The sequence below is a fragment of the Heyndrickxia oleronia genome, assembly GCF_017809215.1.
Lineage (GTDB): Bacteria > Bacillota > Bacilli > Bacillales > Bacillaceae_C > Heyndrickxia > Heyndrickxia oleronia.
This window is the reverse complement of the sequence record NZ_CP065424.1, coordinates 1,976,115-1,994,869: the sequence shown is the minus strand read 5'-3', so window position 1 is coordinate 1,994,869 and position 18,755 is coordinate 1,976,115. Positions and strand designations below refer to the sequence as shown.

Genomic DNA, 18,755 nt, shown 5'->3' with positions numbered 1-18,755 from the left:
AGAAAGGATGTTGTTAATGTCTAAAGTACAAATTAAAGTAAATGATAATGGATCCTACCGCATAACGGGGGATGTGGAACTAATTGACGCAGAAGGAAATGTGTTTGAAACTAAGCCGTCGTTTTCATTATGCCGCTGTGGATTATCTATGAAGAAGCCTTTTTGTGATGGTTCCCATAAAGGGCATTTTGAATCTGTTGTTCGTGCAAAATAAATATTTACTAAAAAAAGAATCCGAAGTCATTCCTACGAATTATTCGTGATTCTTTTTTTGATTCTTCAATATTCACCTTCATTTTTATTAATCTCCTTTGTATAAAAAACAAATGGTCGGAGATAATGCTCAATTACAATATACATCCACATGTATTATTTATTCTTGATGTTTCTTAATTAAATCAACAAACGCATCAACGAAGGATTGTAGGAATTTAACAGTTCCTTCATCTTTTATCTTACCATCTTCATCCAATATATCAGCGACATTTCCAATATAGGCCTCAGGTTGCTGAAGTATTGGCATATTTAAGAATACTAAAGGTTGACGTAAATGATGATTAGCACCAAAACCACTCAATTTACCTGGAGATTGACTGATAATTGCTGCTGGTTTGTTATTCCATACACTTGCTCCATAAGGACGAGAACCCACATCTAATGCATTTTTTAATACAGCAGGTATTGAACGGTTATATTCAGGAGTTACAAATAATACGGCTTCCATTTCCTTCATCTTGTTACGAAAGGTCGTATACTCCGGCGGAGCATTGTTTTCATCATCAAAATCCTGATTATATAATGCCAAATCTCCTATTTCAACAAATTCTGTTTCATATCCATTTGGGAATAAACTTGCAACATTTGCTGCAAGTTTTTTGAAAAAGATTCTTTCCGAAGACTACCAACCAAAATACCAACTTTAGTCATTATCCATTTTCCTCTCTGTTTTTTTATTGGACATAATAACATAGATTTCCTTTTTATTATCTCTTAAATGATTGCTAATCATTCTTCAAACAGTTAAGCAATCGTTTAATTTCGTTGCTCAATCTTTTATAAAGTTTTATATGACTTTTAAAAGACCCACAAATCCTTCTTCCATTACTTCATCAAGCTCCATCTTTTTTCTAATATGTGCTTCATATATTTTCTAAACTTAATTTCTTACATTATGCAATCTTATACTTTTATATGAACAACTAGTTCATTTAATTACATTCGCGAAAATCTCTATTTTAAGATATATAATAAAAATATTGATTCTAATAAATTAACAATATCAAAAAAAATTATCGGCTTTACCTTTGAATATAAACTAATTTTTATAAGTTATTAAGCAGCTTTTTCAATAAAGTAGTTTAATTTTTCATTCAACAATAACCCAACAAACTAATTCATAACTAAAATCATTCATTACAGTTTGTTGGGTTTTTCTAAAAGATTGTTTTCGTATAGATTATTGCTTCTCTATTGTCAACTTTTACATTTAATAAAGGTATTAGCGGTTAGTAGAAACAGATATTTATGGTTAAAAAATATCCCTAAGTAGGAACAATGCAGAATTATTAGGTTACATTTTGATTATGCTTAAATTTATCTAAGATCTTAATTAATCCGACAAGACCTCTAATCGTAAATAAAGTAAAACTTACACTTCCGAATGTATGAAGCAGTGACCATTTTTTCCATTTAAATAATTTTGAATATTTTTGTAAATACCATTGACCTAAACTCATAGGGACACTAAAAAGTAGACTTTTCAAAAGTATTTTCCAAAAATTATCATTATATGACAATTTAACCCAGATTACACTTAAAAGCGGGAAAAACAATATGTCATAAACTATATTGGTTTTAAAAATATTTGGAAAAGGGCGAACAGGATACTCTATCCTTTTCGTACCTACAACATAAGCATCTATAAGGGTTGCGAGAACTCCTTTTGAGAAAAAAATAACAAGATTTTCTCTCATTTTTGATCCTCTAAATAAAAATGGTAGGCACAGCATGCATAGAGTAAATAGTAGATGTAGTAATCTTTTTTCCATTAAAAACATCCTTTCAAGGATTTATTTACAATTTCCTAAATAATTTGTATCTGCTTTAAATAATTGTAAAAATGAAATATAGGTTAGACGTTATCATCCATATTATTTTTGCCTGAAAACATTTACAGTATTCTAGCATTACTTTTTCTGTATGATGAATAATAGAGTGCGAATTTACATTATATTTCTACATTCCTAAAACGCTGAAATGAGAGTTCAATGAATTATTTTTCCTACAGTAATTCTTATGTAGACAGCACCTAAAAAGCACCTTTTAGGGAAAATCTTGCTCTTCAACTCTTCTTCCCCTTTATTAGCTCAAGAACAAACTACAACCAAAAAAGCATTAATCCTCCTTGGATTAATGCAATATAAATGCAATAAAAATAACCTATATTTGTTGGATAAATTTAATCACTTATTTATATCTACATGATATACCATTGGATCCTATCATGTCCTTTAATCGTACAAGAGGATAAAATTCTATTATATAATCTGGATTCTCTCTTATGTAAAATAAATGCTTGAAGATTATAAGTCAATTCCAAACTCAATCCTCTTGTAACCACTCAATTTTTATTGTTAACTAAGACATCTTGAAAACTGGTAACGCTGTTGTCATTAGAACACACTACGTACTAATCCGCCGTCGATTCTCAAAGCAGATCCATTAATAGCTGAAGAAAGAGGACTACTTAAAAACGTAACAAAATGTGCAATTTCTTCTGGTCGAATAAGCCTCTGAATGATAGAGGTTGGCCGATTTTCTTTCATAAACCGTCTTTCAGCTTCTTCCATGGTCAATTTCTCATTAGGATAAAGGGTATTTAGCATTGTTTCTACTCCTTCTGTTAAAGTTGAACCTGGCATAATAGTATTGACTGTTACATTTGTTCCTTTAGTCAGCTCAGCTAAACTTCGTGAAAGCGAGAGCTGCATCGTCTTAGTTGCGCTATAATGAGCCATTTCTTGAGATGGCATTATGGCAGCTTCGCTAGCAATAAATATAACTCTTCCTTCCTTTTTTGGGATCATTTGATTTAGGTACCATCGAGTAAGCCGAACACCACTCATAATATTGACCTCAAACATTTTAAACCACTCTTCGTCAGAGATAGTAAAATATTCTTTGGGTTCAAAGATTCCTAGGTTATTAATGAGGATATCTACTTCTGAAAATTCCTCTATAGCCTTTTGGCATCCTTGTTCTGTACCTAAATCAGAAACCAATGACTGAAGGATAGCTTCAGGAAACTGTTCTTGAATTTCTTTAATTGTTTGAATAACCTTTTCTTCACGACGTCCATTAATAATGACACTAACCCCTTCTTTTACTAATGAAATCGCAATTGCTTTACCAATTCCGGCTGTTGACCCTGTAACGAGCGCAGTTTTTCCTTTTAAATTCAGAAACAAATTGAATCACTCCTAATTGCTTTTTAAATGATTAATTATATTTAATAATATGGTTAGTATGGATTTTCTCCCTTATTTTAAACTGAAGGGATAAATCTACTTATATTAAAGGTAGCTTTATCATGTGCAACTATATTGTTGTATATCTCATTGATGATCAAAATCTTTCGAGACCTGACGAATTAGGTGGTTAAAATCCAAACCGTCAATAGACCCATAAGAAATCAAAACAAATCGATGTAAGACTTTAGGATTTAACCAACGGTAAAAGAGAGAAGTTGATGTACTTCTCTCCTTCAATCAAAAGCCAGGTGGACCACTATCTTGTTAATCCTTCCTGCAAGCACATCACCAAAGGTTCATTACTGATAATGTCGCTAACTCCCCTATTATTCAATGAACAAGTAGTTTCATGAATTACAACTTAATCGCAGGAAAATGAGGCAAAACCTCTTCCCCTAGCTCCTGTATTACTTCATCAGCTGGTCTTTTACTATCAAAAAGTGCAAAGAAAAGATGATTTACACCAATTTCTTTGTAAATATTCAATAATTCTATTAATCTATTACGTCCTATCCTGAATCCCAATCTTATAGCCGTAGGCATTTCATTTGGATCCTCAGACAAATCCAAATGCATCGGTTGTGAAAATGGTTTAAAAACTCCAGGATGGTATTCTTTAACAAGTTGTCTCCATTTTTCTATTGCTTCTGCTTGAAAATGCGGACTTCTAGGATAGTAAATCCATCCATCACCATTCTTTGCAAACCATTCCATGGATTGTTGAGCGTAACCAGTAATCATTGTTGGAATTCGTTTTTTAGGTTTAGGAACTAAATTACTTCCTTGAATTAATCCTAAAGAAGACTCAATAGATGGATACGCCTCATATAATACTTGATTTAAATAATTAAATGATTCAAGGAATCATTTTCCCCGCTCTTCATGGTTAACGTTTAAACCATCGAAATCTGCTCTTCGATCCCCAGAAGATACTCCCATAATTAGACGTTCTGGAAACAGTTGATCAATAGTTGCAATTTCTTTTGCAACGCGTAAAGGATGGCGTAGGGAAAGGAGAACCGCTGCGGTTCCCAGAGTAATTTCTTTTGTGTGGCTTGCTAAATATGTTAAATAAATTAACATATCATATATTTGTCCGGTAGCTGGGGCACCGAACGATGGATCATCTAATATGACATCTCGAAGCCATAAACCAGTAAAACCGTAAAACTCGGCTAATTGAGATAGCTCCACTTGTTTTTCCATCGTGGGAGTATCAAATTGATAATTTTCTAATGGTATATGGAGTCCTAGGGTCAACTCCTCTTCCTTATACATTCGACTATATCCATCATGCTTAGAGAATATACTCATAGTTTTTATCCTTCTTTCTTAACAAAATGCCATAATAACTCAGAGAACACTTCTTTTGGGAGACATCATATGACGACTTCTACCTTATAAAGAAAGTCACCTTTTAAAGGTGACTTTCTTTATATAAATACTGTGACTTACTTGGGCTTACAGGTGAAACAATAAGATTCATTAGAAATCAAAATTATCAGGATCTGGACCTACTCGATGATTTTGATTTAAATCATCAATACGTTCCATATCTTCTTTGGTTAACTCAAAGTCAAATACATTTGCATTTTCTATAATTCGATGCTCTTTTGTTGATTTTGGAATAGTTACTACACCGTTTTGTAGGTCCCAACGTAAGATGACTTGAGCAACGGACTTGTTATATTTAGTTGCAATTTCAGCTAGAACTTCATTATTTAATAATTGCCCTTGCATTAATGGTGACCACGCTTCTAATTGAATACCATGTTCTTGACAGAACGTTTGAACTTTCTTTTGAGTTAATCGTGGATGATACTCTACTTGATTCACCATCGGTTTAATTTCCGCATCTTTCATCAATTCTTCAAGATGATGTGTTTGGAAATTACTTACCCCAATTGCTTTAATTTTTCCTGCTTTGTAAAGAGTCTCTAATGCTCTCCAAGCCTCTTTATATTTCCCTTCTACTGGCCAATGGATAAGATACAAATCAAGATAGTCTAGCCCAAGTTTTTTTAAGCTTATTTCATAGGCTTGAATAGTAGATTCATATCCTAAGTCAGCATTCCAAACTTTAGAAGTCACGAACAAATCTTCTCTGGTGATTCCTGCTTCTTGAATTCCTTCACGAATACCTTGTCCAACGCCTTCTTCATTTCCATAGATAGCTGCTGTATCAATACTACGATAGCCATTCTTAATGGCTGCTCTTACCGCATGAACCAACTCAGGTCCTTCTTCCACTTTAAATACTCCTATACCAAACCAAGGCATTTTTACTCCGTTATGCAAAGTAGTTGTATCCTGTAAATTTTTAACCATTCCTTTTACCTCCAATATTCTCGATATTATTTATTATTCGAATGCTTACGCTTTTAAGTTGTCTGACTTTTTGTAGGAATTACTCTATCTGCTCCCGTTATACCACTTTGTCCCCAATTTCCTGGAATCATATCACGAAAAACCATGAGATCTTAATCCAATTAAGTAAATTAGATGTTAATTGAGCAGGCTAGTGGACCCACTTATCATTTGTATCTTGATCAAATGTATTCTATTCATCAATGGTTAACTGAGCCATTCCATCTACGTTCCTTTCTAGTCATGATGTAAATTTTCCTTGAACAGGAACTTCAAAAAGTCTGGTAGAAAGTGTTCGCAAGAAGTATTATAAGCAATGTGTTTTATAAAAGTAAGTACGCACTTCAAAGTTATATAAGAACCCGAGAGTAACATAGGTACTTTTAGGTGCCCATAAATATTAATCAAAAGAATAATTATCTACTAAAAGGATCGTATTTTGGTTGAAGCTTACTTGAAATTACTGGTGGTAAATGGAAGTGTTTATTTTTTTATTTGACATGGTAAAATGCGAACAAGTTAATTTAAACAACTTTTGCCTTCCATCTCATAGAAAGTGTTAACCTAACAAAGAGGTGAATGAAAACAGAATGGAATAATAGAATTATATATAAAAAGCTTCTGCAAATTTCTAAGTCTAGAAAGAAGATTTCCAGGAAGGGGTAACAAGGAAAAATTTTCACTAAAACTAAGTAACCAAGCTTACCTATAGGATGATTGTACATGCAATTCTGCCCTGTTAATAAAGAGGATTATGAGAAATTATATAGGCTTATTATAGAAGAAACAAAAAAAGACCCTACAGATGCCTCCATAAGTTCATTAATAATGCTGCTTATGAATATTTAACAGGAAATGAAACCCACTTTCATATACTTCGCAGATTGTTCATAACTGAACATGCTTTTCATGCTTGAATTATGATAAACTGGTAAAGAACAGTTAGAGAATAGATTAACCTGATATATAGGAAAGAGGGTAAACATGCGAAGTGATGTAAAAATCGAGAAAGGTATTCAACATTCCTCTTCAACGATTCAAAAACAGGCTTTGTCAAAAGTTTTGGCAGAAACCGTAAAAACAGGCATAATTAAATCAAATCTAATGGCGATGCTTGCTGGATTAGCATTAGCTTTATATACAAACCATATTAGACCCTTTGAAAAGCTACCTGAAATTATACTAGCAATCATTGGATCAGCTTTAGTTATAGGTGCAGCAGGTGTTTTTAATAATTTATATGATCGTGACATCGATTCGATTATGAATCGAACTAAAAATCGCCCAACTGTAACAGGTGCGATTCAACCAAAAACTGCACTCTTATTAGGTATCTTCATGGCACTAGTTGGACTCATTGCACTATTTTTCACAACTCCACTAGCAGCATTTTTTGGTTTTCTAGGCTTATTTTTCTATGTCATTCCATATACTATGTGGTCAAAGCGTAGAACCATTTATAATACAGAAATTGGAAGCATTTCAGGAGCGATGCCTCCGCTAATCGGATGGGCCGCCATTACTTCTGATATGATGCATCCCGCACTATTTGGAATTTTTGCAGTCATGGTCCTTTGGCAAATGCCACATTTTTATGCGATTGCTATTCGAAAGCATGATGATTATAAAGCAGCGAATGTACCGATGCTACCAGTAGTAAAAGGATTTAAACGTACCTTCGTGCAAACAAATATATATTTAATTGCATTGATTGCAGCAAGCTTTCTATTTATTACTTTCAGTCTTAGCATTACAATTGTCGCGCTAGTATTAAGTGTAGCATGGTTTATTTTAAGTATTATGAGCTACAAAAAAATGGGTCCTGAAAAATGGGCAAAAACAATGTTTATATTTTCACTCAATCATTTAACCATTTTATTTGCAATTATCATTGTCTACTCTATTATCCGGACATATATTTAGTAGATCATGGACCGATCACAGATTATCATGGATCGGTCCTATTTTTTATTTCAATTCTAAGCAATTTTTTCCCCTAATACCGATTCCAACTATTTTTCCTGATTGATTCATATGTGACATTCATTGTATTGCTTTTTCCCCACCACATCGGATATCTAAGGTCCAATAATTCATTCCTTTAAGAGCAAAGTTCATTATCCTCATCAAAATTAAGCTTAAGATGCCATTAGGATTTTAAACCTGTTCAATTAACTTGTTTAGTACATCCATGTTTATGCGCTTTGCACTTAGTTTATTGACTTTCTAAATTCTCTAAAGATTATTCAATGTTTTATATCTTTCATATCTAAAGTTATTTTTTCATTACCATCAATAATGACAATATTCGTTAATTTACTTGATATATTTTTATCCAATTTAAAAACAAAGTTTTTTGGTTTTGCATCAGCGGTACATTCCCCATCCTTTGTAGATAACATAATATTCATTATTGAAGAATCAATTCTAATTTCTTTAATATTTGTAGGGCAACTCCCACTTTCAGTTAGCCCCAAAAAATATATGTCATATTTTTCAAAATCGATTTCTGGTATATTTTTATCTTTGTTATATTCCTTCCAGATTTTTTTGTTCTCATTTTTCGTACTAGCTATTTGCATCAAAAAATGGTTTTCACCTCTATTAAATTGTTCAGGTAAACTTTGTTCACTTGACAACAAGTAATCCTTAATTGAAATATTATGATCAGAGGGTTTTACACAAGCGTTCAAAAAAATTAATAAAGCAAATATTAGAGTAAAGAAAAATATGTTCTTCATTTTAACTCCCTTCTACTCACCAATTATTAATACTAGACGTTTTTAATGATTAAATGTTTCATAATTAACCTCAAATTATGTTATAATAAATGTAACATTCTAAATTTTTCCACTCCTAACCCTGGAGAAGCTTGAATTTTTTCAGATCTTTGCAACTTCGGTCGATTAAAAACAGAATTTCTAAAAAAACAAGTATGTCATTAGATTTCAACTATCACGCTTTACAAAGGAGTTGCTTTTATTCGATCAGGACAAAACATTTAGAGAGAGTATGAAACTTTATGGCAAGGAGGGACGTAAAAATTAGAAGTATATAATTTAGGAGGTGGGCTGAATGAATTTTATGAAAGCCAACTATTTGGATTTATTTTTTTATATTGTCTTTAGTCTAGCGCTCTGTTATGACTATTTTCCGACTGTATTTCCTTCAACACCTTTTCAAAAATCGATATTCTTTTTTGCCATTCTCATTTTATTCGTTATAGGGCTAATAAAGGACCAAATAAAAAATTCATCCGAACAAAATGTCTTTCCTGCACAATTATTTTTTCACATTTTTTCAATCGCCTTTATAGGAGCTTTAACATTTTTAGGAGGGGAATCTCATTCTGGAATCTCGCTCACGAATCCCATTTTATGGATTGTATTTACCGTTTCTTTTATCCAAATATTTCTTCAAAGGAAAAAAAGCAAGAGAAGGCGATTTGATACATTGTAAAACAATATAAATTAGACCGTTTTCTTTTTTATCATGGGCTGTTTTCGTAAAGTTTGTTGCTTTTATAAAAGCCTTAGTGGCTTTTACACCTTTACACCCAATAAAGGATTTAACGATTCTTTTGGAAATTGCTGCTCTTTTCTCAGTGAAATGATAGATGTAGCAGTTTTTAGCCGATAGTTAATCGTTAAAACTTTACTTAAATAGCAACAATGTTTGAGATAAAAGCCTTTCATGCCTCTCTTCTTTTTTCTATAAGGAATAACCATTCACAAAAAAGCGAATAGTTTCTAACTCATCTTCATTTAATTGCCTTTTAATTATCTGCGACAATTCTTGAATGATTGAAGGTTCATTTCCAGCATATTTTTCAGTAAGGATTGCTGTATTTTTTAATAGACTGAGCTGGGAACTAAACTGATTTTTCGTTAATGGCTCAGGTGTATGAGATTGAAAAATTATTTCTGCATCATATTTTTCAAGTTTGTCCAATAACTGGAGTGTTTCCTCGACCGTATAATTCCATTTCTCAGAATAAAGATTTGCATACATACAATCCCCAAGAAAAAGCACTTTTTCCTCTGGGATATAAACGATACTAGAATCTGATGAATGATCCCCTCCAATATGTTCGATGAAACATGTCACTCCACCAAGGTCAATCGTCAGTTGACAATCAAATGTAATTTCAGGAACTGGAAGGTGAATCACTCGATTATTTCCAAGCTCTTTCTTTATGGCATCTGCACAAAATGGAATTTCAATTCCCTCTTTTACACGCTCATCTAAATACTCATCCTCCCAAGATAAGAGCTGCATTTCTTTAATCTTTTCCTTAGTCTCAGCATAGCAAATTTTCGGAACAGTCATCTCACTCATACCAAACACATGATCCCAATGCCAATGTGTAAGTGCTAAATAATCCCCTTTAATTTGTCTTTCTTCAAGTTGCTTCAAAAACAGCTTCGCGTGATTTTCCGAGTTTCCAGCATCAATTAATAAAGTTCTCTGAGATCCTTTAACCGCAGCCAAAATCGGGCGATCTGTTTCTTGATATGGAGGTAGATATAGGAAGTGGTCAGATATTTTTTGTAGTTTTTGCAAAGTTCATATCCTCCTTAACAATGTATGGATTAAATCATCTATTAAACAATCTTACTCATCATTATAAGCGTTTAAAAATAAGGTGAACAAGTGATCATCTGTTCATTTACCTATTCTACTATACTCAATCCAGTACTCACCGTTTTGAACTTCCATTCCAGTTCCTTTCCAATTGAATGCTAAAAGCTCTTGCTGGCCTTTTATATCTTTTATGTTCAATTTTACTTTTTCATCTAAAGACTTTTCACAGGGTTCGTCTATTTTTTTTGTGAAAATATAGCGTAAACGACCACCGTATTTTTCCTTTAGAGCAGCAATATGCATACCTTGGGCAAATTTATCTTTTAAACTAGGAATATTATATGGTGCAACAGTACAACAAAGATATGAATAAGCTAATTTCTTCCGTGCTAATTCTTTCATAATAAGTGTAGCTAAAGTTTGCTGCAACCGATTCCCACGATAGGTAGGATGAACATTTGAAATTTCTTGATAGATTACTTTTTTTAAGTCCTCTTCAGCAAGTCCAATATCTAATCCAAGATGTTCCTCATCAATGACTGGTACTAAGAGGGCACGAAAGGCAATCAATTTCTCATCCAAAAACGCACCAATCATCAGACCATTTCCATTCAAGATATACGCAAATTCTTCTCTAGATAATGGCTGTAACATATCTTTATCCTCTAAAGCATCAATCACAATTTCTTGTAAGTCTAATATCTTTTCTATATGTATGATAGATAACGGAATAACATAAAACGTTTCCTGTCCATTACATAAACTTCCTTCGAAAATCACTTCCATAAATCCCACTCCTTACTGAACTCTGTCCTGAAATACACTTAACTCATTCACAATCTTTTCACTCACATCAATCCCTAGCCCTGATTTTTCGGTCAATCGAATCATTGGAACATCATACTGAAGGTTACCAACATCCTTTGAAAATTTCAAAGGACCGGTTAATTCAACACTAGTAATATTTTTTTTAGAAAAAGCAACATGAAATCCAGCAGCAGAACCAATGGACGATTCAACCATTGAACCAATTTGACATTCTATTCCTGCGATTTCTGCTTGATGTGCCAGTTTCATCGCTGGATAGATCCCACCACATTTCATTAGTTTAATGTTCACTTTGTCTGCTGCTCGTTTTTGAATGATTTCACGCATTTCACGTGTTCCTTTCAATCCTTCATCTATCATAAGTGGGATATCAGTTTTTAATTTTATATCTACCATACCATCAATATCATCAGCAAGTACGGGTTGTTCGATCCAATCAAGGTTTAAATCGCCTAAGGAACGTAAGGCTACTAATGTATTAGCACTATTTTTCCAGCCCTGGTTTACATCCACGCGAATAGATATATCCTCCCCAACTCGATCCCTAACAGCACGAATTCTCATGACATCCTGCTTAACCTCAGTACCAACTTTCATTTTAAATGAGTTATACCCTTGTTTAACCATTGCTGCTGCTTCATTTGCCATTTCATTAGGCTCACCAATACTTAATACATGAGTAATCGAAAATTCATCATGATAACGACCACCAAGTAATTGATACACGGGTTGTTCTAATTTTTTCCCTATAATATCATGGCACGCAATATCAATCCCTGCTTTTGCGGATGGTGCAAAGTAAATAGTCTTATCCATAATCTCATGCAATTTTTCAAGATTCATTGGATTACATCCGATAATTACTGGGGCAAGTGTATGTTTTAACGTTTGATAGGTTCCTTCCCATGATTCACCGGTTACATGCTCATCTGCGACAGCTTCTCCATAACCGAAGATTCCCTCGTCAGTTTCTAGTTTTATAATAATAGACGGCATATAATCGTATGTATGATAACTCACCACAAACGGCACTTTTAGTGGTAAGTGTATTGCAAATAGTTTCATTCCTGTTATTTCCATTCTATACCCCCTCCTCATTTTCATTCAAAATGACTCTATCATAAAGAATATTTACAATATATTTATTCAATTGATATAATGTCGCTAAATAGTCGCTAAATAACGGAGTGTAGGAGATGTTAACATGCCAACCAAAATCGCTGTTATTGGTTCAAAAGATTTTATCGACCATCTAGTAAAAATTATACCTCAAATAGAGAATGTTGAGATTGAACCATATATTTATACAGAACCATCCCAAGCCACTAAGCTTATACAACAATTGAAACCATGTGATATTGTCTTTTTCTCAGGAGCATTACCCTACTATTTTTCTAAGGAAAGTCATGAGCAACTGCCCATTCCTTGTATTTATTTAGAACAAGATGAATCAGTTATAGCTACATCTTTACTTTCTATTATATATCACCAGAACATCCACGTTGATCGAATATCTATTGATTTAATGAGATCATCATTTGTCGCGAATGTTTTAAGAGATATCGGTATCTTTCGTTCCCCACAACATGTTATTGATTATGAGGATATGCTTCCAAATGAGTTTGATATTACACAAATTATACAATATCATCACTCGCGCTACGAATTAGGCTTAATTGATATTGCCTTAACAAGTATTCATGCCGTTTACGACCAACTGCAGAAGCTCGGTGTTCCAACAGAAAAAATGATTGATCCTACACATTCATTAGTTAAAGGATTAGAAAGAGCAAAAACACTTGCTGAATATACCAATAGTCGCTCTACTGCAATCGCAGTCGTATCGGTTTCTCTACTTGTTCCGGCAAATTCACAGATAAATGCACTTCATAACTTAGCACACGCAATTCATAGCACATTACAGGAAATAACTCAAACAAATTTTTTACTTTACAGCACACGTGGAGATATTGAATCATTTATGGCAGATAATGCTTTTTCAGACTTTATAGCGAATTTTATGGAGCCCATCTCTATTGGCTTCGGATATGGTAAAACCATAATGGAAGCAGAGCAAAATGCCATCATTGCAAGAAGCTTTGCAGAAAATCATGCGAATTCGAGCACTGGATTTATTTTAACAGAGTCGAAGGAGTTGCTTGGTCCTTTTCCAAAAGGGAATAAAGTCTATCGTCTAAAAAACGATCATCCTGCACTTCTACAAATAGCAAAGGACATGAAACTCAGTCCTGCAAATCTGTCAAAGATCATTCAATTTAGTCGCTCTCATCAACATCTTCAATTTACAGCAGCAGATCTTTCGGAGTATTTACAAATCACACGCCGCTCCACCGAAAGAATAATAAAAAAACTAGTTGATCATGGTTCAGCAAAAATAGTAGGAGAAGAAATGACCTATCAGCAAGGTCGCCCACGAGCAATATACGAACTTACGCTACCCATCTATTATTTGTAAGCATAACTGAGCTGCCTATTTAGACAGCTCTATATGATTTAACTCTTATTCTTATTCTACAAATTATTAGGAGAGTAAAAAATTTGTAATAAACAATTCTAAATAGATATCAACAGTTTTGTGCATAAGCCTTATACATTTATTGAAGAATGTTCTTCCTCTTTCAACTCTCGCATTTCTGTCTTAGATAATTTCGTGATAGTGAATCCCGTCAATGCATATACAATTGAAATGATTGGTATTACAAAATTTAAAACCGCATATGGTGCATATTGTAGAGTAGGTACTCCAAGTGTTCCTAAAATAAATACTCCACATGTATTCCAAGGGACAAAAACAGAGGTTAGTGTCCCTCCATCTTCTAATGCACGTGAAAGGTTCTTCGAATGGAGCCCCTTTTCCTTATATGCATTTGCATACATTCGAGAAGGAATGACAATTGAAATGTATTGCTCAGAACATGTTGCATTTGTTGCAAAACATGAAACAACTGTCGAAGCAACTAATGATTTAGATGACTTAGCAACCTTTAGGATTTGATTCACAATTGCTTTCAACATACCAGTATGCTCCAAAATACCGCCGAAAGTCATTGCAACAATTGTCATTGAAACCGTATACATCATGGAATCTAATCCGCCGCGGTTAAATAATTCATCCACCATGGTATTCCCCGTTTTTATTGTAAATCCACTTTGCAAAGCTTCAATTGCTCCCGAAAAATTTCCTCCTTGAATATATACTTGAGATAAAAAGCCAAGAATAATTCCAATAAGTAATGCGGGTATGGCAGGGACTTTTTTAGCTACTAAAACGATAACTAGAACTGGAATAATTAATAAGTAAGGAGAAATAACAAAACTATCTTGAAGAACATAGATTGTTTGCTGAATATCTGCTGTATCCACACCGCTTTTTCCGAAATTCTTTCCTAAAATTGCATACACAATTAAGGCAATCACTAGCCCTGGAATGGTTGTAAACAACATATGTCTAATATGTACAAACAAATCAGTATTTGTAAGCCCTGAGGCTAAATTCGTTGTATCTGAAAGCGGTGACATTTTATCACCAAAATATGAACCTGAAATAATCGCACCTGCAATCATTGGAGCAGGTATCCCCATACTAAGACCAATTCCCATGCCAGCTACCCCGATGGTTCCCATTGTTGACCAGGAACTTCCTATCGCTAAAGCGACTACTGCACAAATAATCGTAATCGAAACTAAAAAAAGTGATGGGGTAATAATTTTCAGCCCATAGTATATCATTGTTGCTACGATCCCCCCACCAATCCAGGCACCAATTGTAATACCTACGAGCATAATAATTACCACAGCGGGTAATGCAAGGCGAATTCCTTTATACATCGATTCTTCGATATCCTTCCATTTAAAACCGGAACTTAATGCGACAATAGCAGCAACGGTGGTTCCTACAATTAATGGAACATGCGGTCCTTGCTCTAATTTAATAATGGTTATCCCCATTACAACGATCATCACAATAAGTGGAATAACCGCCTTCCAAAAAGGCATTTCTTTTTCATTGATCATTATTATCCTCCCTATCCCCTTTGTTTTGGATAATTTTAAATAGTCGCTAAATAGACGCTATTAGGATAATAATATATTTTCCTCCATTGTGAGTCAATTTGTTTTGCTATTAATAGGTAATTATGCTCTTATTATTGTTTCAGCTAAAACACGTGCACCTATATCTAGTGCCTTATGATTGAATGTCATGTTCGGATGATGCAAGCCTGGTGTCAAGTCAGCACCAATCCCAATCATTGTCGCTTTCACATTTGGATGTTTAATCGTATAAAAATGAAAATCATCGCTTCCCGATGTCACAACCGCTGATGCGGTCGCTACATCACCAACTACATGACGAATAGCTTTTTCAGCGATCGATGCCGCTTCCTTTGAAACTTCAGCCCCAGGCGTATAATCCACCCAACGAGTTTCAATGTCAACCCCATATAAAGCTTTTAACCCACTTAATCCATGCACAATTCGTTCCTGAAGTTCATTTAGTATAGAATTTTTTTGTGCTCGTACATCAATAGCAAACTCTGCAACACCAGGAATTATATTTAAGCTTTCCCCACCTGCTATTATTTTTGTTAATTTCGTTGAATACGATTCAAAAGGTGAAATGTATATAGACTTCAAGAATTGATGCAACCCAACAACGACATCCAAAGCATTTTTTCCTTGATGTGGCCGAGCTCCATGTGCATCTTCACCAATAATTTTCCCTTCTAAAAATACCCCTGCCCCATGATGAATGGATGGTGCTACTAATCCAAATGGAAGCTCTTCAATCGGTCGTAAATGAATACCAAATAAATAGTTCACCTGATCCATAGCCCCACGCTCAATCATTGCTAGTGCTCCATTCCCTTTTTCTTCAGCTGGCTGAAAAATAAAACGAACTCTTTTATTTAAGGGTTGATCTTTCAAATAATGAAGTGCACCAAGAACCATTGAAATATTTGCGTCATGTCCACATGAGTGGTTGGCTTGCATGACCCCATTCACCTCTTGCCATAGTGCATCCATATCGGCTCTGACAGCAATTACTTCTTCCCCTTCACCTATTTCAGCAATTAAGCCTGTCACATCTGAAAAACGTCGATACGATACACCCACTTCATCTAAAATTTCGGCAATCTTATTTGTTGTATTAACCTCATTCCAACTCACTTCCGGGTGTGTGTGAAAATGATCAAACCATTTTAATATTTGTGTTTCTATATTGGCCATCATCTTTCTAACCTCCAACTTTAACCATATGAATATAGATTTTCTATTTTTTAAAAAAGGCCTTTCTTCCTACTCTTTCCACTAAACGTGGAAAAAGTGTATAGATGATGCTCCCTGCATTCATCCATTTTGGAGCATTAATTTCTCTCTTATTTGTTAGCATACTATCCACAATCTGATTCGCTAATTTTTCCGGATTTAACATAAATCGTTCTACATTTTTAACATACGTACCTGACTGATCTGCAATGGAAAAAAAATTGGTTGCGATTGGACCAGGATTCACTGTTGTTACAAACACATCAAAAAGGGATAATTCCATGCGTATACTATTTGAATATCCAAGTACTGCATGCTTAGTTGCAGCGTATATACTTGACTTAGGCGTAGCCATTTTTCCTGCCTGAGATGCGATATTAATGATATGTCCATACCTTTTTTTCCTCATTTGAGGCATCACCTCTTTGGTACATGCCATCAATCCAAGTACATTTACATCAAACATCCCTTTAATATGCTCAATGGAAACTGTATGTGCTTCTTCAAAAATTCCATATCCTGCATTATTAACTAGTACATCAATGTCCCCATTTTCCTCGGTGATTCTTTGAAATACTTTTGAGACTTGTTCATGATTTGAAACATCTAAATAATGCACGTCACATTGGACCTTGTAATTTTCTTCAATTTCTTGTTTTATTCCTTCTAGCCTTTTTATATTTCTAGCAAGCAAAATCACATTAGCGCCGTTTTTAGCAGATGAAAAGGCAATTTGTTCACCTAATCCCCCTGAAGCACCTGTAATTACTATTGTTTTATTTCGTAGCCGTTGATTTGCCATCCTTCCCACTCCTATACTGCTGTAAAATAAGCCACACCATTGTCATTCACATGTTTTTCAACTACCTCGATGGATAATAAAAAATCTAATTGTGCGGTTGTTTCCGATAATGTTAATCCTAGTTCCTTCTGATAAACGGCTGGAAATAGCTGCTTACAGATTTCAAATGTAGTTAATGCTTGATTATGAAGCATTTCCCTTACTTGCATCGCACGATCATATTGTCTTTGTAGTCTTCTTTCCACTAGGGAGTGTACATTATTAATTTCTGCACCATGACCAGTAAAAACCTTGTTAATTTCATAATTAAATAGCTTTTTTAAGGAAGCATTATATTGTAGCTGTGGTTTTGGACGCTCATTCTTTTTGAGTAATGGAGGTTCTAATAATGGATTAGATGAAATTGTCGCAAGCACATGATCTCCACCAATGAATATTCCATCCTTTGGGCGGTAAAAGGACAAATGGCTCTGAGCGTGTCCAAGAGTTTCTACGATTACCCAATCATTCAATCCCTCTATTTTATCACCTTCATTTATAGCATTTGTTAATGGTCGCTTAGAAGAGAATTTTAATGGTGATTTCCACTTTTTCAAAAGAGGGCTAAATTCACCTTCGATACCAAACTCCTGGAAAAGCCCATAATAAAATTGATCATGAGCAATAAAAAAGTCTGTGTCCATTTTTAGAAAAGGCTCACAATAGGGGTGTCCCAAAACTTTCACATGATCTGGCAACCATTCTAACAAACCGACATGGTCAGGGTGATGATGGGTTAAAATTACTTGGTCTATATCATTGGGTGCATAACCCAATTGGGCTAATTGTTTAGTAAATGAATCCCATGCTTCCTTTGTTTTTACCCCAGCATCAATAAGGGATAAAGCCTCCCCTTTCACTAAATAAACATTCACATCTCCTACAGCAAAAGGTGTCGGTAAAATGATTTTTGCAATATTTCCAATCCAAGAAGCCATTTTTCTCCATCCCCCTTAATCCTATATTTCTATAATTTCTAAAAAGTTATTTATATATATTGTACCTAGTTTTATAAAGGATGTCATTATATCGATATAAATAAAACAGAAAATTTAAATAAATCGCTTGACAAACAAGCACGATCTTCGGCATAATCGATATAATTTAATTATTCATCGGCAATGAACAAGACTACTAGATGAAAAATGATGAAAGAGAGTGAGGTCCACTGGCTGAAAGGCTTCACCATCCACTTTTTCATTGAACCTACCTTGTGAGCTTATTGGTAAACCAATACGTTTCCCGACGTTACCGGTTCAAGATAAATGTAGAAGTACAACTCTGCATTTAATAAAGGTGGTACCGCGAATCAACCC

16 protein-coding genes, 1 pseudogene and 1 other annotated feature (1 of these 18 only partly in view) are annotated in these 18,755 nt (G+C 34.2%); of the genes and pseudogenes, 4 read left to right on the top strand and 13 right to left on the bottom strand.

Annotation, left to right across the window (positions count from 1 at the left end):
* The first annotated feature begins 16 nt into the window (after window positions 1-16).
* Window positions 17-214, top strand: a complete 198-nt coding sequence (locus tag I5818_RS09940; RefSeq protein ID WP_058002281.1) for a CDGSH iron-sulfur domain-containing protein — start codon at window positions 17-19, stop codon at window positions 212-214.
* Window positions 215-373: 159 nt separating this feature from the next.
* On the opposite strand, the gene I5818_RS09935 is transcribed toward I5818_RS09940, so the two are convergent.
* The 5 genes and pseudogenes from I5818_RS09935 to I5818_RS09915 form a co-directional block, all read right to left on the bottom strand.
* Window positions 374-886 (bottom strand): NADPH-dependent FMN reductase, encoded by a 513-nt coding sequence (locus I5818_RS09935; RefSeq protein WP_276514099.1) that lies wholly within the window; start codon window positions 884-886, stop codon window positions 374-376.
* Window positions 887-1,565: 679 nt separating this feature from the next.
* Window positions 1,566-2,048 (bottom strand): CBO0543 family protein, encoded by a 483-nt coding sequence (locus tag I5818_RS09930; RefSeq protein WP_209391900.1) that lies wholly within the window; start codon window positions 2,046-2,048, stop codon window positions 1,566-1,568.
* A gap of 624 nt (window positions 2,049-2,672) precedes the next feature.
* Entirely contained in the window at window positions 2,673-3,467 is a 795-nt protein-coding gene (locus I5818_RS09925) for an SDR family NAD(P)-dependent oxidoreductase (RefSeq protein ID WP_071976128.1), read from the bottom strand.
* 417 nt (window positions 3,468-3,884) lie between these two features.
* Window positions 3,885-4,844 (bottom strand): annotated as a pseudogene (locus I5818_RS09920) (LLM class oxidoreductase).
* A gap of 171 nt (window positions 4,845-5,015) precedes the next feature.
* The gene (locus I5818_RS09915) at window positions 5,016-5,858 is read right to left on the bottom strand and encodes an aldo/keto reductase (protein ID WP_078110042.1); all 843 of its coding nucleotides are present in this window, start codon (window positions 5,856-5,858) and stop codon (window positions 5,016-5,018) included.
* A 1,023-nt stretch (window positions 5,859-6,881) separates the two neighbouring features.
* On the opposite strand from I5818_RS09915, the gene cyoE reads away from it, so the two are divergent.
* Complete coding sequence (gene cyoE / locus I5818_RS09910; RefSeq protein ID WP_078110043.1) at window positions 6,882-7,820, top strand: heme o synthase; 939 nt, start codon at window positions 6,882-6,884, stop codon at window positions 7,818-7,820.
* 323 nt (window positions 7,821-8,143) lie between these two features.
* Here the strand turns inward: cyoE and I5818_RS09905 are convergent, their stop codons facing one another.
* Complete coding sequence (locus I5818_RS09905; protein ID WP_078110044.1) at window positions 8,144-8,638, bottom strand: hypothetical protein; 495 nt, start codon at window positions 8,636-8,638, stop codon at window positions 8,144-8,146.
* A 334-nt stretch (window positions 8,639-8,972) separates the two neighbouring features.
* Between I5818_RS09905 and I5818_RS09900 the strand changes: the two genes are divergently transcribed.
* The gene (locus I5818_RS09900; RefSeq protein ID WP_139358069.1) at window positions 8,973-9,356 is read left to right on the top strand and encodes a hypothetical protein; all 384 of its coding nucleotides are present in this window, start codon (window positions 8,973-8,975) and stop codon (window positions 9,354-9,356) included.
* A gap of 252 nt (window positions 9,357-9,608) precedes the next feature.
* Here the strand turns inward: I5818_RS09900 and I5818_RS09895 are convergent, their stop codons facing one another.
* From I5818_RS09895 to I5818_RS09885, 3 genes are all read right to left on the bottom strand, one after another.
* Window positions 9,609-10,460, bottom strand: coding sequence for an MBL fold metallo-hydrolase (locus I5818_RS09895; protein ID WP_078109401.1), 852 nt, complete (start codon window positions 10,458-10,460; stop codon window positions 9,609-9,611).
* Window positions 10,461-10,562: 102 nt separating this feature from the next.
* Window positions 10,563-11,267, bottom strand: a complete 705-nt coding sequence (locus I5818_RS09890) for an N-acetyltransferase (protein WP_078109402.1) — start codon at window positions 11,265-11,267, stop codon at window positions 10,563-10,565.
* A 12-nt stretch (window positions 11,268-11,279) separates the two neighbouring features.
* On the bottom strand, window positions 11,280-12,389 hold the full coding sequence (locus I5818_RS09885; RefSeq protein ID WP_078109403.1) for a mandelate racemase/muconate lactonizing enzyme family protein: 1,110 nt from the start codon (window positions 12,387-12,389) through the stop codon (window positions 11,280-11,282).
* Window positions 12,390-12,513: 124 nt separating this feature from the next.
* On the opposite strand from I5818_RS09885, the gene I5818_RS09880 reads away from it, so the two are divergent.
* Window positions 12,514-13,785 carry a transcriptional regulator gene (locus I5818_RS09880; protein ID WP_078109404.1) on the top strand — a complete coding sequence of 424 codons (1,272 nt, stop codon included), beginning with the start codon at window positions 12,514-12,516 and terminating at the stop codon, window positions 13,783-13,785.
* A gap of 131 nt (window positions 13,786-13,916) precedes the next feature.
* Here I5818_RS09880 and nhaC read toward each other — a convergent pair whose 3' ends face one another.
* The 4 genes from nhaC to I5818_RS09860 form a co-directional block, all read right to left on the bottom strand.
* Entirely contained in the window at window positions 13,917-15,344 is a 1,428-nt protein-coding gene (nhaC, locus tag I5818_RS09875; protein ID WP_078109405.1) for a Na+/H+ antiporter NhaC, read from the bottom strand.
* 120 nt (window positions 15,345-15,464) lie between these two features.
* Window positions 15,465-16,562 (bottom strand): amidohydrolase, encoded by a 1,098-nt coding sequence (locus I5818_RS09870; RefSeq protein WP_078109406.1) that lies wholly within the window; start codon window positions 16,560-16,562, stop codon window positions 15,465-15,467.
* 40 nt (window positions 16,563-16,602) lie between these two features.
* Entirely contained in the window at window positions 16,603-17,400 is a 798-nt protein-coding gene (locus I5818_RS09865; protein ID WP_078109407.1) for an SDR family NAD(P)-dependent oxidoreductase, read from the bottom strand.
* A gap of 11 nt (window positions 17,401-17,411) precedes the next feature.
* Window positions 17,412-18,377: an MBL fold metallo-hydrolase gene (locus I5818_RS09860; protein WP_078109408.1), complete on the bottom strand. Its 966-nt coding sequence runs from the start codon at window positions 18,375-18,377 to the stop codon at window positions 17,412-17,414.
* A 174-nt stretch (window positions 18,378-18,551) separates the two neighbouring features.
* Window positions 18,552-18,755: a binding site (T-box leader), on the top strand; it runs 12 nt beyond the window's last position.

Excerpts from the sequence above, each read along its gene's own strand:
- I5818_RS09905 (WP_078110044.1), bottom strand. The coding sequence starts at position 8,638 with ATGAAGAACATATTTTTCTTTACTCTAATATTTGCTTTATTAATTTTT.
- I5818_RS09870 (WP_078109406.1), bottom strand. The coding sequence starts at position 16,562 with ATGATGGCCAATATAGAAACACAAATATTAAAATGGTTTGATCATTTT.
- I5818_RS09915 (WP_078110042.1), bottom strand. The coding sequence starts at position 5,858 with ATGGTTAAAAATTTACAGGATACAACTACTTTGCATAACGGAGTAAAA.
- I5818_RS09880 (WP_078109404.1), top strand. The coding sequence starts at position 12,514 with ATGCCAACCAAAATCGCTGTTATTGGTTCAAAAGATTTTATCGACCAT.
- cyoE (WP_078110043.1), top strand. The coding sequence starts at position 6,882 with ATGCGAAGTGATGTAAAAATCGAGAAAGGTATTCAACATTCCTCTTCA.
- I5818_RS09890 (WP_078109402.1), bottom strand. The coding sequence starts at position 11,267 with ATGGAAGTGATTTTCGAAGGAAGTTTATGTAATGGACAGGAAACGTTT.
- I5818_RS09900 (WP_139358069.1), top strand. The coding sequence starts at position 8,973 with ATGAATTTTATGAAAGCCAACTATTTGGATTTATTTTTTTATATTGTC.
- I5818_RS09930 (WP_209391900.1), bottom strand. The coding sequence starts at position 2,048 with ATGGAAAAAAGATTACTACATCTACTATTTACTCTATGCATGCTGTGC.
- nhaC (WP_078109405.1), bottom strand. The coding sequence starts at position 15,344 with ATGATCAATGAAAAAGAAATGCCTTTTTGGAAGGCGGTTATTCCACTT.
- I5818_RS09860 (WP_078109408.1), bottom strand. The coding sequence starts at position 18,377 with ATGGCTTCTTGGATTGGAAATATTGCAAAAATCATTTTACCGACACCT.
- I5818_RS09885 (WP_078109403.1), bottom strand. The coding sequence starts at position 12,389 with ATGGAAATAACAGGAATGAAACTATTTGCAATACACTTACCACTAAAA.
- I5818_RS09940 (WP_058002281.1), top strand. The coding sequence starts at position 17 with ATGTCTAAAGTACAAATTAAAGTAAATGATAATGGATCCTACCGCATA.
- I5818_RS09865 (WP_078109407.1), bottom strand. The coding sequence starts at position 17,400 with ATGGCAAATCAACGGCTACGAAATAAAACAATAGTAATTACAGGTGCT.